This window comes from Nocardia sp. NPDC060259, from assembly GCF_042728775.1.
In the GTDB taxonomy this organism is placed as follows: Bacteria; Actinomycetota; Actinomycetes; order Mycobacteriales; family Mycobacteriaceae; genus Nocardia.
Map to the genome: position 1 here is coordinate 24,741 of NZ_JBHXAY010000067.1, position 15,162 is coordinate 39,902.

The following is a 15,162-nucleotide window of genomic DNA, read 5'->3' on the forward strand; positions in this document are numbered from 1 at the left end:
CTCTCGCCGGGGGGACACCGATTCCGCATCGACCAACGCAGCTGAGCTTCTCGGCTCGCTACCAGTTTCTGTCCATCCTTGTGCTCACACGCCCGTCCGCCACGCTACCAATGCGCGGTCGGCGAACCAGTGCGCCGCCGAGGCACTCTCGTTTGCGCTGTGCGGCGCCGGGTATGGGCCGCACTGTACGAGAAACCGAATCCAGCCCGGAGCGGCGACGCAGTCGGGCTGGGGAAGGAGTACCAGTGAGCACGGTAGCCGCAACTGTCGATGTGGATGTCCCGATCCGGACGGCCTACAACCAGTGGACCCAGTTCGAGACATTTCCGCAGTTCATGGAGGGAGTCGAGCAGGTCAGTCAGCTCGACGACCGGCACACGCACTGGCGCATCCACGTCGGCCCGTCGACGCGCGAGTTCGACGCCACCATCACCGAGCAGCACCCGGACGAGCGCGTCGCCTGGAAATCCGACAGTGGACCCGAGCACGCCGGAGTCATCACCTTTCACCGCCTCGACGACACCCACACCCGGATCACCGCGCAGATGGAGGTCGACCCGGAAGGGTTCGTCGAAACCGCCGCCGACAAGCTCGGCGTGCTGAAGCACCGCGTGCACGGTGACATGACCCGCTTCAAGCACTTCATCGAGAACGAGGGCCTCGAAACCGGCGCCTGGCGCGGCGACATCCCGCGCCCCGACGCGGGATTCTGACCGCAGATCTCGACGCACAGACGGTGGCGACCGGACTCCCCGGTCGCCACCACTGTGCCGGTGTGCGCCGCGATAACATTGATCATGCTTCGGAGTTCGCCTCGGAGTGACGTGCGATGACCGAACCGGCTGAGGACGCCACAGCTGCTGTCGATCCGCGCTCGATCGCGTCGGTCGCCGGCGAGGAGCTCGAACCCGGGGACCGGATCGACGACTTCGACTTGCTGCTCGAGCTGGGCCACGGCGCGTTCGCCAGGGTGTTCCTGGCGCGGCAACGCTCCATGCAGCGACTGGTGGCGGTGAAGATCTCCGCCGATCATGGCACCGAGCCCCAGACCCTCGCCCGGTTGGAACACGAGTACATCGTTCGGGTCTACGACCAGCGTCTGCTCCCCGACCACGCGCTGAGGCTGCTGTACATGCAGTACCTGCCGGGCGGAACGCTGGCATCGGTGCTGGAACGGGTCCGCGAGACCGCTCCGGAACAACGCGGCGGACAACTACTGCTCGACGCCGTCGACGAGGCGCTGGCGGACAAGGGCGAGATCCGTACCTCGGACGCCCGGGTGCGTGACGAGATCGCCGCCCTGTCGTGGCCGGAGACGGTGGCCTGGCTGGGACGTCGACTCGCCGAGGCGGTGGACTATGCCGAGGATCGCGGTGTGCTGCACCGTGACATCAAGCCGGCCAATGTGCTGCTCTCCGCCGACGGTGTGCCGAAGCTGGCCGATTTCAACATCAGCTTCAGCGATCATCTCGCGGGCAGCAATCCGGTGGCGTACTTCGGCGGATCCCTGGCCTACATGTCCCCCGAACACCTCGAGGCGAGCCACCCGGCGCTGCCCGGCACGGTCGACGACCTGGATACGCGCAGCGACATCTACGCCCTCGGTGTCATGTTGTGGGAACTGCTGACCGGGCGGCGACCCTTTCCCCGGATCGAGGCGAAGGATTCGCAGGCGGCGGTCGAACAGCTCTTGGAGCTGCGCCGCCAGCCGATCGCGCAAGAGTTCCTGGACGACCTCCCCGCCGACTGCCCGGCCTCGCTGCGCCGAGTGCTGCTGACGTGTATGTCGCCGAAACGGGAGGATCGGTGGGCTCATGGTGCGGAGCTGGCTCAGCAATTCGAGCTGTGCCTTGACCCTCGTGCCCGGGATCTGGTCGACCCGCCGCAGCGCAGCCACCGGCCGACCGGGCCACTGTGGCCGATACCGATCCTGGTGATCGCGATCGGTGTGCCGAATGTCGTGGCGGCCGGATACAACTACTACTACAACAAAACCCTCATCGTCAGTACGCTCACGACCGAGGCCCAGTATTCGTTCAACTATGTCGCCGCGATTCTGTATCCACTCGCCATCGCGGTCGCCACGGTCTTGATTCTCTACGTCGCGCGCCGCCTCATTCTGGTACTCATCGGCTTGCACATAGGACGAAAATTCTCCGAGCAGACGCTCACCCGGGCACGGATCGATGCGCTACGCCTCGGCAACCGGGTGGCGGGGATAGCTTTTGCCTTCTGGGCTCTCGGCGGCATCACCTTTCCGTTGCTGCTGAATCTGATCGCCGGCGGGGTTCCGGGTGGCACCTATGCCCATTTCATTCTGTCGGTGGTCGTGTGCGGCGCGATCGCGGTGGCCTATCCCAACTTCGCGATCACCTGGTATGTGGTGCGGTGCCTGTACCCCGTCTTCCTGGTGCATGGACGGTCCGACGCCGCCGATGTCGAACACTTGCGCCGGCTCGGTGCGCGCACCGGCTTCTATCTCACCGTGGCGGCCGCGGTACCGATGCTGGGCGTCACCGGTATCACGTTCCTGCCCGGGACCGCGATCGATTCCATTATCTGGGCGGTCCGCATCCTGTGCGTCGGCGGCATCATCTGCTTCGTCTTCGCCTATGTGCTGTTCGGCGTCATCAAGGAGGATCTCGCGGCGCTCGAACGCGTAGCGACCGCATCGAACATCGCCTCGACCACCCAGTCGCACGCTGCCGGCGATTAGCTAGACGATCGATGCGGGAATCTTCGGCAGGGCACTCGGGTGATGCCGGCCGAGCCAGTCCAGGAGTTCCTCGCGGACCGCGCACCGCAGATCCCACGCGTCGTCGGCATTCGACGTCGACATCGCCGCCCGCACCACGATGTTGGTCGGCGTGCAGTCGGTGACCAGAAGGTTCGCGCTGCGCCCGTCCCACTCCGATCGGCCGCGCAGGAAGTCGCGCAAGTGCTCTCGCAGCAGCGGCACCGGTGTGCTGTGGTCGAGGTGCAGCAACACCGTGCCGGTGACCTGCGGGCCGCCCCTCGACCAGTTCTCGTACGGCTTGCTGTTGAAGTAGGACACCGGCATGGTCAGCCTGCGGTCGTCCCAGATCCGCACCGTCAAGAAGGCGAGGGTGATTTCCTCCACGGTCCCCCATTCGCCCTCCACCACCACGGTGTCGCCGATTTTCACCGAATCGCCGAAAGCGATCTGCAACCCCGCCACGAGATTGCTCAGCGTCGATTGCGCGGCGACACCCGCGATGATGCCGATCACTCCCGCGGAGGCCAACAGCGAGGTTCCCAGCGTGCGCAAACTCGGGAACAACAGCAGGATGGCCGCCGCCGCGGTCGTCACCACCAGCACAGAGGTGACGACACGACGCACGAGTCCCAGCTGCGTGCGCAACTGCCGCACCCGCGAAATCTCGCTGGTGCGCTCGGCATAACGGCGCAGAAGGTTCTCGGCGACCGCGTCAGCGGCACGCGCGACCAACCACGCCGCCGCCAAGATCGCCGCCGAGGCAAGGATGTTGCGTATCACGGCATCGTGGCGTAGTTCCAGCTCCGCCAGCGGATAGGTGGCGTGCAGTGCCACCGCACCGAGCAGCACCTGAAGCGGCAGTTGCACACGACGCAGCAGCAGCGGCAGCTGGGTACCGGACCGACGCCGCGCGCTGTAGCGCAGCAGCCTGTCGAACAGCAGACCCGCCGACACCGTGATCGCCATCGTCGCGAACACGACTGTCACCGGCCGAAGAATCTCCTCCACGAGATCGAACTCCTCTCGTCGCCACCCCGGACCCGCTGTGCCGCCGCATGTTTCGACGACGGACAACCGCGGCCCGATGCACTCGCTTGTCCCACACACCCACTCGGTCAGTGTGTCGCTGCCGGGCGCTTACCCACCTGCCCGCGAGGCCCACATGAAGATCCCGTTGCCCGATCTCCTGGCGAGTCAGGGCCGGTCTGGTGACGCGAGAGCGGGCCACCGAACGTGGCCCGCTCTCGATGTGTCAGGACAGCGTCGATCAGGCCGGTTCGTGGACGTGGTCGGCCGGGTCCTCGGCGTACAGTTCGGCGATCTCGGCCGCGTACTTCTCGGCGATCGCCTTTCGCTTGAGCTTCATGGTCAGTGTGACCTCGTCGCCACCGGCTTCCCAGAACGCCGGGAGGATCCGGAAGCGCTTGACCTGTTCGACTCGCGAGAGTTTCGCGTTGCCCGCGGCGATGCCCGCCGCGATCTGCTCGAGCACCTCGGGGTTCGAGGCCAGCGCCGCGGCCGAGGCGTCGGGCAGATTGTGCTGGGCCGCGTACGGTTCGGCGCTTTCGGCGTCGAGCACGATCAGAGCGGTGTTGTAGGGCAGGGCGTCGCCGATCGTGGCCATGGCGCCGATCAGTGGGGTCGCTGCCTTGATGGCGTGTTCGATCGTTGTCGGCGACATGTTCTTGCCCGCCGCGTTGATGATGAGTTCCTTCTTGCGGTCGACCACCCGCAGGTAGCCGTCGTCGTCGACGGTCACCACGTCGCCGGTGCTCAACCAGCCCTCCGCGTCGACGGCTTCGGCGGTCTTGTCCGGCTCGCCGCGGTAGCCCTTCATCACCAGCGGGCCCTTGACCAGCAGTTCACCGTCCTCGGCGATCCGCGACTCCATGCCGGCCAGCAGCCGCCCGACCGTGCCGAGGCGGGTGTCGCTCGGGTGGCTGACGCTGCAGATGCACGACAGTTCCGACATGCCCCAGATCTCGGAGATCGGCACACCGAGCCCGGCGAAGAAGCCGAGTGTCTGTGGCGGGATCGGCGCGGCGCCCGACAGCGCGAAGCGCAGGCGGTCGAAACCGAGCTTGGCCCGCAGCTTCGACAGCACCAGTTCGTCGGCCCTGGCCCATTCGGCGGCAACCTCGCCGGGGATCGGCTGCCCGGCCAGCTGGTATTCACTGCGCTTGGCGCCGACCGACAACGCCCACCGCATGCCCTGCCTGCGCGTCTCGTCGGGTTCGTTCGCGACGACGAATTCGATGGCGGCCTTCAGCTTCTCCCATACCCGTGGCACCGCGCCCCAGATGGTCGGCCGCAGGTCCGCCAGCGCGGCGGCGATCAGCTTCGGATCCGGCACCGCGGTGACCTGCGTGCCGAACACTTCCTGGAGGTAGAGCGCGGTGAGCCGGTCGGCGATGTGCGCGCTCGGCATGAACGAGGTGATCGAATCGCCGAATTCGAAGCCGAGCACATCGCCGAGGCCGTAGGCCTGGAACATCAGGTTCGCATGGGTCGTCTCGACGCCCTTGGGGTTTCCGGTGGTGCCCGAGGTGTAGATCAGGGTCGCCACATCGCCAGGTCCGACCGCACGCCAGGCGGCGTCGAAGTCGAAATCGGGTGCGCCACCGGCGATCATCTCCGCCACCGGCACGGTCGCATCGACGGCGTCGTCGATGCAGACGATGTGATCCAGCGGGACTCCGCTGTCACGCAGCCGCTGCACATACTGCGCCTCGCAGATCACCACGCGCGCACCAGCATTGCCCAGCACATGGGCTAGCTGCTCGGCGGAGAGTGTGTTGTAGACGGAGAACGACGTCGCGCCTACGTGCTGAGCACCCACCTCGAGTGGGTAGAACTCGACGCGGTTGCTCATCATCAACGCGACGGTGTCGCCGCGCCGCACGCCGAGTGCCGCGAGACCGGCCGCGGCGTCGCGCACGCCGGCGGCGTATTCGCGCCAGGTCAGGGTTTGCCCGTCACCCGGAGTGCGCAACGCGACCGCGTCGGGATCGATGGTGGCGTTGTACTGGAATGCGGCACAGAGGGTTTCGAAGCGGGGTGTCGACATAGTGTGGTGTCTTCCGTGTTCAGACCGCGGTGGCGGCTTCGGTGTCGAGGAGAGAAGTGATGAATCGGCCGGCTGCGCCGAAGGCGAACCGTGCCTCGGGCACGAGGGCGGGCATCACCTGGAATACGTGCATCTGGTCCGGCCACACCTGCAGTTCGCACTCCGCGCCCGCCTGGCGCAGGCGGTCCGCCAGTTCGATCGCGTCGGCGGCGAAATACTCCGTGCTACCGGTCTGGATCAGGGTGGGCGGCAACTCCATGCCGCGCTCCGGCCGCAGTTCGAGGTGTTCGCTCGTGAAGTGGGCGACCGCTTTGGCCGACAGCGTGTAGGAGATCACCCCGTCGCGGTTTCGATCCCCGGTGTGCGCGATCCGCAACCCGAGGTCGGCCATCGGCGAGAACAGCACCAGCCCACCCGGTCCGGGAATCCGCATGCGGGCGTTGGCGAAAACGAGGTCGGCGGCGAGGAATCCACCGGCCGAATCGCCGGCGACCACGATCCGGTCCGGCGAGTACCCGCGCCGCAGCAGCCACCGATACGCGCGCGCCACATCCAGCTGGGCGCACGGGCTCGGATGTTCCGGCGCCAGGCGATAGCCGACGACGAACACCCGGGTGCGGGTCGCCGTCGAAAGCCGCGATGCCACACCGCGATACGCCGCGACCGACCCGGCAACGAACCCGCCACCGTGCACGTACAGGATCACCGTGTCGGCACGCATGGCTTTCGGCCCGGTGACGAACTCACCGTGGACCGCGCCGTCGTCGACCCGATCCACCGCGGTCCCGGCCAGGCTCGGCCCGACGGCCCGCATCGCGATGTCGATCGCCAAGCGGGCCATCGGCAGCGTCGCGGTGGTGACCGGGATCGCGGCCGCCAACGGCCGCACCGTCCGCTCCGCCACCAGCCGAGCGGCCCTGGTCCGCAGCGAACCCCGCGCGCCCGGCGTCACCCGATGGTCCGTTGCTCGACCCGCTCGAGCAGGTCCTTGACCTTCGCACTGCCCGCGAGCTGCGCGTCAAGGACAACATTGACCGCGCCCCGCAGCAGCGCGTACGGCTCCCACCCGCTGGGTGCGATGGTCCGGGCCGCGCGCCGCCCGATGCCGTCGGCGATCACGGTCGCGGCCTGCGCGGCGGTGATCCGGACATTCAGCGGCCAGGGCAGCATCTGGTCCAGTTCCCGGCCGAGGTCGTCCTGATCGAGCATGGCGTGCGTCATCTCGGTCTCGACGACGCCGAAGTAGGCCACGCCCGCGCTCGCGCCCGCTGCGGCGAGTTCCACGCGCAGCGCACGCCCGAACTGCTCGACGGCGGCCTTGCTCATCATGTACGGCGACCCGGCCATACCCGGTGCGAACGACGCGCACGACGACACGACCACCACGTGACCACGCGCCGCGACGATGTGGTCCAGGGCCGGATGCACGGTGTTGAAACAACCTTCGAGGTTGATCGCCATCACCCGGTCGAAATCGCGCGGGTCCATCGTGCGCACCGTCGCGGGTTTCGGCGTGACCCCGGCATTGGCGACCACGACGTCGAGATGACCGAAGGTGTCCACGGCGAGCTCGGTGGCGGCCACCATCGCCGCGCGGTCCCGGACGTCGGCCGCGATCGCCAGCGCACGTGACCCGAGACCCGCGGCGGCCGCCTCCGCGGCAATCTCGTCGACGTCGACAACGACGACGAAAGCGCCACGGGAGTAGAGGATCCCGGCCAGCTCGCGGCCGATCCCCTGCCCAGCGCCGGTGATCAGTGCCACCTTGTCGCCGACGTCGTAGGACCGCCGGGCGAACAGGCCGACAGGATTGAGCGCGGTGAAGTCCATCAGGCACTCACCTCATAGGACTCGGCGTCGAAGGCACTGGTGCGCTTGCGGTACTCGAAACTCCAGTTCGGATAGAGACCGGCGTTGTGCCCGTCCGGCGTCGTGTAGTAGCTGTCGCAGCCACCGGTGAGCCACACGGTGGACGCGCTGCGCCGATGCATCTCCTCGATGAACTCGTCCTGGGTCTGCTGCCGGACCTCCACCCGGTGAGATCCCTTGTCGCGCAGGGTCTTCAGCGCGTCGACGATGTAGGCGACCTGGGATTCGATCATGAAGACCGCCGACTGGTTGCCCGCCGCGCCGAACGGCCCCAGGGTGAGGAAGAAGTTGGGGAACCCGGCCACCGCGGTCCCCAGGTAGGTCCGGCGGTGCTTGCGCATGAGGTCGCCCACGGACGCCGCGCTGCCGACGATCCGGTCGTAGACCGATGGCGCCGGGTCGAACCCGGTGCCGTAGATGATCGTGTCGACCGGGATCTCGGCTCCAGCTCGGGTGACGACGGAATGCGGGCGCACCTCGGCGATGCCGTCGGTCACCACGTCGACGTTGTCCTGGTCGAGGGCGGGCAGGTAGGCGTCGGAGAAGATCGCCCGCTTGCAGCCGATCATGTAGTCCGGCGTCAGCGTCTTACGCAGCTCCGGATCGCGCACCTGGCGGCGCAGCTGCCAACGGCCGAGCAGCTCGTACGGGTGCCGGAAGCGGTTGTCGACGAACCCGACCAGCCCGAAGCCTTCGATCGCCGCGTACCACGCGCCGCGCACAGCCTTGCCCGCCAGGGGAAGCTTGCGCAGCACGAAGCGCTCCGCACCCAGGGTCGGCCGATCCATGCGCGGGATGATCCACGGCGCGGAACGCTGGAAGACGGTGAGCGCGGCCACCTTCGGCTGGATCTCCGGCACGAACTGCACCGCCGAGGCACCGGTGCCGATCACCGCCACCCGTTCACCGGTGAGGTCGTGCTCGTGGTCCCAGTGCAGGGAGTGGAATGTCTTGCCCGCGAAGGTGTCCAGGCCGGGCAGCGACGGGTACTTCGCCTCGGCGAAGACTCCGGCCGCCGAGATCAGGTAGTCCGCGGTGAGCGCACCCCGCGAGGTCTCGATGTGCCACAGCGAGCGTCGCTCGTCCCAGCGGGCCTCGCGCAGTTCCGTCCTCAGCCGGATGTGCTGGACGACATCGAATGTCGTTGCCACCGAACGGATATAGGCCAGGATCTCCGACTGCTTGCCGTAGGTCCGTGACCAGTCGGGATTGGGCGCGAACGAGTAGCTGTAGAGCTGCGACGGCACATCACACGCGCACCCCGGGTACGTGTTGGCCTGCCAGGTCCCGCCCAGATCCGCGGCACGTTCGAGAATGACGAGATCGTCGAATCCGGCCTCGCGCAGTTTGATCGCGAGTCCGATGCCGCCGAATCCGGCACCGATCACGACGATGTGACGGTGTTCGGTCATGGTTACCTGTTCCTTCCGTGCAGCTGGGTGACCAGGCGATCCACGACGGTGTCGGTGGTCTTGCTGCGAGTGAACGTGGTCAGCGCCAACGGCAACGAGAAGCGCTGCCGCGTGGTCGCCTTGGCGTAGGTGAATTCCTTGAGTCCGTCCGCCCCGTGCACGCGGCCGAAGCCGGAGTCACCGACCCCGCCCAGCGGCAGGCTCGTGATGGTGGCATGGGCGACATAGGCATTGATGGACGTGCCGCCCGCGCGGATCCGGTCGGCGATCCGCCTGCCGTTGTGACGCGAGAAGACGGTGCTGCCCAGCCCATAGGACCCGGCGTTCACCCGCTCGATCGCCTCGTCCATGTCCCGGACCCGCGCCACGGTGAGGGTCGGGCCGAAGGTCTCCTCGGTGACGGCCGCGGCGTCCTCGGGAACATCGACCAGAATGGTCGGCTGAACGTACTGCCCCTCGATCGCGTCGGCGCCCCCCAGCAGCGCCCGCGCGCCGCGCGAGAGCGCGTCCTCGATGTGGTGACGGATGATCGCGATCTGCTTGGGCATGGTGATCGGCCCGATCTTCGCCGCACCGGTACCCGCGCGCAGATCCTGCGCGCAAGCAACGAGTTTCGTCAGGAACTCGTCGTAGACGTCGGTGTGCACATACACCCGTTCGACGCCGAGGCAGGTCTGGCCCGCGTTCGACATCCCGCCCCACACCGCGGCATCGGCGGCAGCGTCCAGGTCCGCGTCGGCATCGACGATCAACGCGTCTTTGCCGCCGAGCTCCATCAGCACCGGTGTCAGGGTCTCCGCGCACGCGGCCATGACCCGCTTACCGGTGGCGGTCGACCCGGTGAAGCCGATCTTGCCGACACCGGACCGGCACAGCGCGGCACCGGTCTCCCCCATACCCGTGACCACCTGGAACACCGGCTGTTCCGGAACGACCTCGGCGAACCGCTCCGCCAGCCACAATCCGACGCCCGGCGTGAATTCGCTCGGTTTGAACACCACCGCGTTGCCCGCGGCGAGGGCGAACGACACCGAACCCAGCGGTGTGAACACCGGGTAGTTCCACGGTCCGATCACGCCGACCACCCCGAACGGGCGGTACTCCAGCGTGCATTCCTGGTTCACGGCGAGCAGGCCGGGCCGGACCGAACGTGGGCCGAGTACCTGCCGGGCGTTGCCGGCCGCCCAGGCCAGATGTTCGAGCGCCATGGCGATCTCGAGCCGGGCGTCCGAGAGCGGCTTGCCCATCTCTTGATGCATGATCCGGGCGAGTTCGGCTCGCCCACCGGTGATCTCGCTCCGCCAGGCATCCAGCCGCCGGGCCCGCTCGGCGAATCCCAGCCCCGCCCACCAGTCCGCTGCCCGGCGCGCGTCGGTCACGGTCGCCTCGACCTCGGCCGGGGAGAAGATCGGATAGCTCCCGACCACGGCGCCGGTCGCCGGCGAGATGACGTCGAACGTCGACGGAAGTGTTGTTCGTCCCATGGACGACCTTTCTCGTTCGTGCCCTACTCAGAGATCGAGTACGAGGGATTCGCCCGCTGCGCGCGAAACGCAGGTCAGCATGTGACTGCCGCGCTCGGCGTCGATGAGCTTGCGGTCGCGGTGATCCACCGCGCCGGACAGGACCCCGACCTTGCAGGTGCCGCAGAAGCCCTGTCGGCACGAGTACACGGCGTCGGGTTTCACCCGCGCGATGGCGGCCAGCGCGGTTTCGTCCGCGCCAACCCGGACGGTGGTGCCCGAACGGGCCAGTGTCACATCGAATTCCCTGCCGTCGACCACCGGCAGCGCCGAGAAACGCTCGGTGTGCAGCGAACCCGTCGGATTGACGGCGAAGGCATGGCGTTGCGCGGCGTCGAGCACCGGCGGCGGACCGCAGACATAGATCGCCGCACCCGGCTCGGCGCGGCCGACCAGCGCACCCACATCAGGGGTACCGAACTCGTCGTCCGGGCGAATGTCTACCCCGCTGCCGCCGAGGCTGACCAGTTCGCCGAGGAACGGCATGGTCTCCCGCGAGCGGCCCAGGTAGATCAACTGCCAACGCGCCCGCGCGCGGACTGCCGCCTGGACCATGGGCAGGATCGGCGTGATCCCGATCCCCGCCGCGACGAACAGGTACGACGGTGCGGCGATGAAGTCGAACGCGTTGCGCGGTCCGCGAATCCGCATCGTGTCGCCCACTGCCAGCTGGTCGTGGACTTCGATCGATCCGCCCTCGCCGTCGGCGATGCGGCGCACCGCGATCCGGTAGCGGTGACGGTCCCCGGGATCGCCGCACAGCGAGTACTGGCGCTGTCTACCGGAGGGCAGCACGATGTCGAGGTGCGAGCCGGGCCGCCACGGCGGCAGGAGCGCACGGGTCGGCGATGTCAGCGTCAGACAGACAACATCCACAGCGACCGGATCGATCCGGGTGATCGTCAGCGGAATCTCGAAATCACTGTGCCGCACCGGGTTCGGCCGCGATATCAAAGCCGCCGCGCGACCCTCCACGAACAGATGCCGGTAGCCGTCGGCGACGGCACCCAGCGCGCGCAGGGCGGCCGGTGGGGTGTACTGCTCCACCATCGCCGCCGTCACTGCTCGGCCGCACGTGCCGCGGGCGAATGCGCGAGATAGCGCAACGCGCGATCCATCGGCCCCAACTGCGACGGGTGGAAGCCCGGCCGCAGGTACCGGGGGATCTCGCTGAGGAACAAGCCGAAGTTCGGCACGATGCCACGGGCGGTAGCCCGAGCGAGCTGCACCGGCCAGAACGGACCCTTCCGCGGGGCAGGGTCTTTGGCATAGAGGTAGGCCGACGACACGAGGAAGGTCGCCAGCAGCGCCGCACTGGCGGCCACCGCCGTGCGCGCTTTACGCACGTAGCCGCCGTCGACATACATGTACGCGTCGTAGACCACACTGCGGTGTTCGACTTCCTCGGCGCCGTGCCAGCGGATCAGATCCAGCATGGTCGGATCCATGCCCAGGTCCTCGAACTTGTCGTTCTCCAGCAACCATTCGCCGATGACCGCGGTGTAGTGCTCCATCCCGGCGAACAGCGCCAGGCGTTCCTTGAGCCATTCCTCCTTCGCCCGGCCGGTCAGGCCGTGGTCACCGAGGATGCGATCGACGAACCAGGCGAAGGTCTTGACCATCGAATCGACATCGAGGCCGATGGCCTGCAGGTGATCGCGCGCGCCGGCGTGGCTGCCGGCGTGCATCGTCTCCTGACCGACGAACCCCTGCACCTCCTCCCGGAGTCGCTGGTCGTCGATGTAGGGCAGCGCCTCGGCGAGCGCTTGGGCCATCGCCCGTTCGCCTTCCGGCAGCACCAGGTGCATGACATTGATGACGTGGGTCGCGAAGACCTCGCCGGGGATGTAGTGCATCGGCACATCACCGAAATCGAAGTGCACGTCGCGTGCGTGGATCGCGTGCGCTTCCTCGCGGTGATGACGCCTCGTTGCGTCAGCGGAGTGAGCCATGCCTCAACCGTACGATGCAACACAAATGATTGCAATGTTGCAGCGACAAATTGTGTGGATCTGTTGCACCAACCCGGCGGTTGATACCGTGGTCTGCATGATCGCCCCGCCTGTCACCTCGACGAACACACCGGAAACCGACGATTCCGCGGCGGCGCGCATCCTCGATGCGGCACTGATCCAGTTCGAGCAGGTGGGCGTCAAGAAGACGACGATCGAGGACATCGCCCGCCAGGCCGGCGTCGACCGGGCCACCGTGTATCGCCGGGTCGGTTCCCGCGACGACGTGGTCACCGCCGTGTTCGCCCGCGAAGTCGCCCGGGTACTGACCGACCTGCAGAGCCTGCCCGGCAAGCACGACAACCTCGACGACCTCGTCGCGGACATCCTCGTGACCGTCGTCGGCCGGTGGCGCGCGCACCCGCTCGTTCAGCGCCTGCTGGTGCTCGAACCCGACCGTGTGATGCCGCACCTCACCACCGACAGCGCACCGACCATCGCGACGTCGATCCTGACCACCGAGTCCATGCTCCGCGAAGCGATCGCCGCCGGAATGCTGGCCGAGCCACCGGACCTCCTGGCCCGCGCCGAAGTCCTGTGCCGCATCGTGCACTCGATGATCCTGGCGCCGTCCGGCCTGCTCCCGCTCCACACCGACGAAGAACTGGCCGCTTTCGCGCGCGCCTACCTCGTGCCGGTCATCACCCGCTGACCCGCCGCGTGGACATGGCCGGGCCGTACAGGCCCGCAATTTCAACCGAATCCAGCCCGTGGCGGCGTCGAACTCGGGCTGGGAAGGAGTATCTGCCGGGCGGAGCCGAGAATCGCCGCTGTCATCCCACCGTGAAGGTGAGCCGGTCCGGGCGAATGTAGTCGTGCGGATCGGACAGGAACCGGAGTTCGGGGCGACTGCCCGTGGGAATGCGATCCAGTTCAGTGCGCAAGGTCTCCGCGTAGGTTGCTCCACGGGCCGTGAATCCGGGCAGCCAATTGTCGTGATGGCTGGGGACGAAGACCTTCGGCCTGACCGCCTCGACGTACTGGCGGACATCACGCAATCCGTTGACCGGCTGATTGAAACCCTGAATCGCGCCCACCTGTACATCTGAAGCGGGCAGACCACGGAACACGTCATAGACGTGCGGCGCGGCTTCGGCCAACGGTCCGGTGGAGTCGTGCCAGGTCAACACGAAGCCCCCGACCCGGAACTGGTAGAACAGGACACCGCCCTCCTGATCGCCCAACTTCGATCCCAGGTCCACGATGTCGCACAGGTCAGGCGGATTCGCGATCGCGTCCTGCAGGTCGGGGACGGGAAAGAACGGCGCCGAGCCCTGCTCGCTGCGATCGGGAGGCTTCGGGCCAGAGTGCGCATGCCTGACCGCGACCACCTCGACCGCGCCCACGGTGTGCCGATACACCTCCCCTACCGCCGACCCGGCATGACCGAGTTCGGCACTGCCGAACGTCGGGGACGTGACGTGGCCGCGCGCCTGCGCGCAGTGCTCGGCAGTACCGAACAGCACGGCATCGGCCGCCTGGGCCAGGAAACCCGCGTCTCCGGCATGATCGAAATGGCCGTGTCCGAGGAAGATCGCCGCCGGCCGAAGATCACCGACCTCCGCGACCGTCGTGGGCACGTAGCCGGAATGCACTCCGCGCGGGACCCAGGCGTCGAGCAAGACGACAGTTCCGCCCAGCGCGGCCGCGAAGCTGGTACATCCGAACCAGGACAACACGACTCGGTCGCGGCGGACAGCACCGGTGGCTGGATCGACGTTATCGGCACCGAAGAACCGAGTACGTGCGGCGATCATGCGCTCACCGGCATCAGCCGCCGACATCCCACGCCCGGCTGCAACGGCGATTCCGGCGCCGATCGCGCCCCCGAGGAGGGTGCGCCTGGTGAGTCCGGAAGGCATGAACGGAGATATTACCCGGCCACGCCCCGCACCCCGATCGTTCCCGACGGGATGCGCCTGGCGGGAATCGCGCCGGGTCGATCCCTGAAGTGACCTAGGCCGCGTGGGTGAGTCGCGCGGCGGCCGCGCCGACGGTCGGTTCCGCACTGACCAGCGTGCGCATGAACCGATCCTGTTCCCGCGCACCGCGAGTCGCCGCGCGGTCGAGGCCGCCGGGAAGCAGGCGGGTGGCCGAGCGCACGACATTGGTGGGGATGCGTAGCGCCGGATACCACGGCACGATCACCGTCGGCAGCCCGAGCGCACGCATCGCGTGACGGCCGAGGAAAGTCCCCGTCACCGACAGATGCTGGGCGTAGGCCAGGCGTCGGCGGATCGTGGGCAGCCGGTCGTAGTTCCAGGACAACGGGTCTCGTGACATCGGCACCGCGAGTTGGCGGGTCGACTCGTCGGGGTCGGCCAGGGCGGACAGCGTGTGCACCAGCACGCGCACGCCGTCACGGAAGGAGTGCGGCAGCCACTGCTCCTCGACGCCGAGCAGCCAGCCGACATAGCGGACCAGGTGCGCGATCGCGTCGGTTTCGGCGGGGGTGAGCAGCAGGCCCAGCCCCATCCCGCCGATCGCCGGTGCGATGAAGGCGCCGACCAGGGTGGCCGCCATGTCGGTCTGGTTGATGGGC

The 15,162-nt window shown here is 67.7% G+C and carries 13 protein-coding genes and 1 pseudogene; 3 read left to right on the forward strand and 11 right to left on the reverse strand.

What is annotated here, in order from left to right:
• Positions 1–245 precede the first annotated feature (245 nt).
• Both ACFWF2_RS22545 and ACFWF2_RS22550 read left to right on the forward strand, forming a co-directional pair.
• The gene (locus ACFWF2_RS22545; RefSeq protein ID WP_379309409.1) at positions 246–713 is read left to right on the forward strand and encodes an SRPBCC family protein; all 468 of its coding nucleotides are present in this window, start codon (positions 246–248) and stop codon (positions 711–713) included.
• Between the two features lie 116 nt (positions 714–829).
• A complete protein-coding gene (locus tag ACFWF2_RS22550; RefSeq protein ID WP_379309410.1) occupies positions 830–2,716 on the forward strand; it encodes a serine/threonine-protein kinase in 1,887 nt (628 codons plus the stop codon).
• Here the strand turns inward: ACFWF2_RS22550 and ACFWF2_RS22555 are convergent, their stop codons facing one another.
• The 8 genes from ACFWF2_RS22555 to ACFWF2_RS22590 form a co-directional block, all read right to left on the reverse strand.
• Entirely contained in the window at positions 2,717–3,724 is a 1,008-nt protein-coding gene (locus ACFWF2_RS22555) for a mechanosensitive ion channel family protein (RefSeq protein WP_379309411.1), read from the reverse strand. It abuts the gene before it with no gap.
• Between the two features lie 280 nt (positions 3,725–4,004).
• A complete protein-coding gene (gene fadD11, locus ACFWF2_RS22560; RefSeq protein WP_379309412.1) occupies positions 4,005–5,804 on the reverse strand; it encodes a fatty acid--CoA ligase FadD11 in 1,800 nt (599 codons plus the stop codon).
• A 19-nt stretch (positions 5,805–5,823) separates the two neighbouring features.
• The gene (locus tag ACFWF2_RS22565) at positions 5,824–6,756 is read right to left on the reverse strand and encodes an alpha/beta hydrolase (RefSeq protein ID WP_379309413.1); all 933 of its coding nucleotides are present in this window, start codon (positions 6,754–6,756) and stop codon (positions 5,824–5,826) included.
• Positions 6,753–7,634 (reverse strand): short-chain dehydrogenase/reductase, encoded by an 882-nt coding sequence (locus tag ACFWF2_RS22570; RefSeq protein WP_379309414.1) that lies wholly within the window; start codon positions 7,632–7,634, stop codon positions 6,753–6,755. Before ACFWF2_RS22570 ends, ACFWF2_RS22565 begins: the two co-directional genes overlap by 4 nt.
• A complete protein-coding gene (locus tag ACFWF2_RS22575) occupies positions 7,634–9,085 on the reverse strand; it encodes a flavin-containing monooxygenase (RefSeq protein ID WP_379309415.1) in 1,452 nt (483 codons plus the stop codon). Before ACFWF2_RS22575 ends, ACFWF2_RS22570 begins: the two co-directional genes overlap by 1 nt.
• A gap of 2 nt (positions 9,086–9,087) precedes the next feature.
• Complete coding sequence (locus ACFWF2_RS22580; RefSeq protein WP_379309416.1) at positions 9,088–10,569, reverse strand: aldehyde dehydrogenase family protein; 1,482 nt, start codon at positions 10,567–10,569, stop codon at positions 9,088–9,090.
• A 27-nt stretch (positions 10,570–10,596) separates the two neighbouring features.
• Complete coding sequence (locus tag ACFWF2_RS22585) at positions 10,597–11,658, reverse strand: PDR/VanB family oxidoreductase (protein ID WP_379309417.1); 1,062 nt, start codon at positions 11,656–11,658, stop codon at positions 10,597–10,599.
• A gap of 8 nt (positions 11,659–11,666) precedes the next feature.
• A complete protein-coding gene (locus ACFWF2_RS22590) occupies positions 11,667–12,560 on the reverse strand; it encodes a metal-dependent hydrolase (protein ID WP_379309418.1) in 894 nt (297 codons plus the stop codon).
• Between the two features lie 97 nt (positions 12,561–12,657).
• Between ACFWF2_RS22590 and ACFWF2_RS22595 the strand changes: the two genes are divergently transcribed.
• Positions 12,658–13,272 (forward strand): TetR/AcrR family transcriptional regulator, encoded by a 615-nt coding sequence (locus ACFWF2_RS22595; protein ID WP_379309419.1) that lies wholly within the window; start codon positions 12,658–12,660, stop codon positions 13,270–13,272.
• Positions 13,273–13,393: 121 nt separating this feature from the next.
• Here the strand turns inward: ACFWF2_RS22595 and ACFWF2_RS22600 are convergent, their stop codons facing one another.
• The 3 genes and pseudogenes from ACFWF2_RS22600 to ACFWF2_RS22610 all read right to left on the reverse strand — a co-directional run.
• Positions 13,394–13,966 carry a hypothetical protein gene (locus tag ACFWF2_RS22600; RefSeq protein ID WP_379309422.1) on the reverse strand — a complete coding sequence of 191 codons (573 nt, stop codon included), beginning with the start codon at positions 13,964–13,966 and terminating at the stop codon, positions 13,394–13,396.
• Positions 13,967–14,071: 105 nt separating this feature from the next.
• Positions 14,072–14,482 (reverse strand): annotated as a pseudogene (locus ACFWF2_RS22605) (MBL fold metallo-hydrolase); the annotation flags it as partial.
• Between the two features lie 94 nt (positions 14,483–14,576).
• Positions 14,577–15,162: oxygenase MpaB family protein (locus ACFWF2_RS22610; protein WP_379309420.1), on the reverse strand; the 586-nt coding region annotated here is incomplete at its 5' end.

Coding starts and splice junctions, on each gene's coding strand:
- ACFWF2_RS22550 (WP_379309410.1), top strand. CDS start 830: ATGACCGAACCGGCTGAGGACGCCACAGCTGCTGTCGATCCGCGCTCG.
- fadD11 (WP_379309412.1), bottom strand. CDS start 5,804: ATGTCGACACCCCGCTTCGAAACCCTCTGTGCCGCATTCCAGTACAAC.
- ACFWF2_RS22570 (WP_379309414.1), bottom strand. CDS start 7,634: ATGGACTTCACCGCGCTCAATCCTGTCGGCCTGTTCGCCCGGCGGTCC.
- ACFWF2_RS22575 (WP_379309415.1), bottom strand. CDS start 9,085: ATGACCGAACACCGTCACATCGTCGTGATCGGTGCCGGATTCGGCGGC.
- ACFWF2_RS22580 (WP_379309416.1), bottom strand. CDS start 10,569: ATGGGACGAACAACACTTCCGTCGACGTTCGACGTCATCTCGCCGGCG.
- ACFWF2_RS22585 (WP_379309417.1), bottom strand. CDS start 11,658: ATGGTGGAGCAGTACACCCCACCGGCCGCCCTGCGCGCGCTGGGTGCC.
- ACFWF2_RS22590 (WP_379309418.1), bottom strand. CDS start 12,560: ATGGCTCACTCCGCTGACGCAACGAGGCGTCATCACCGCGAGGAAGCG.
- ACFWF2_RS22595 (WP_379309419.1), top strand. CDS start 12,658: ATGATCGCCCCGCCTGTCACCTCGACGAACACACCGGAAACCGACGAT.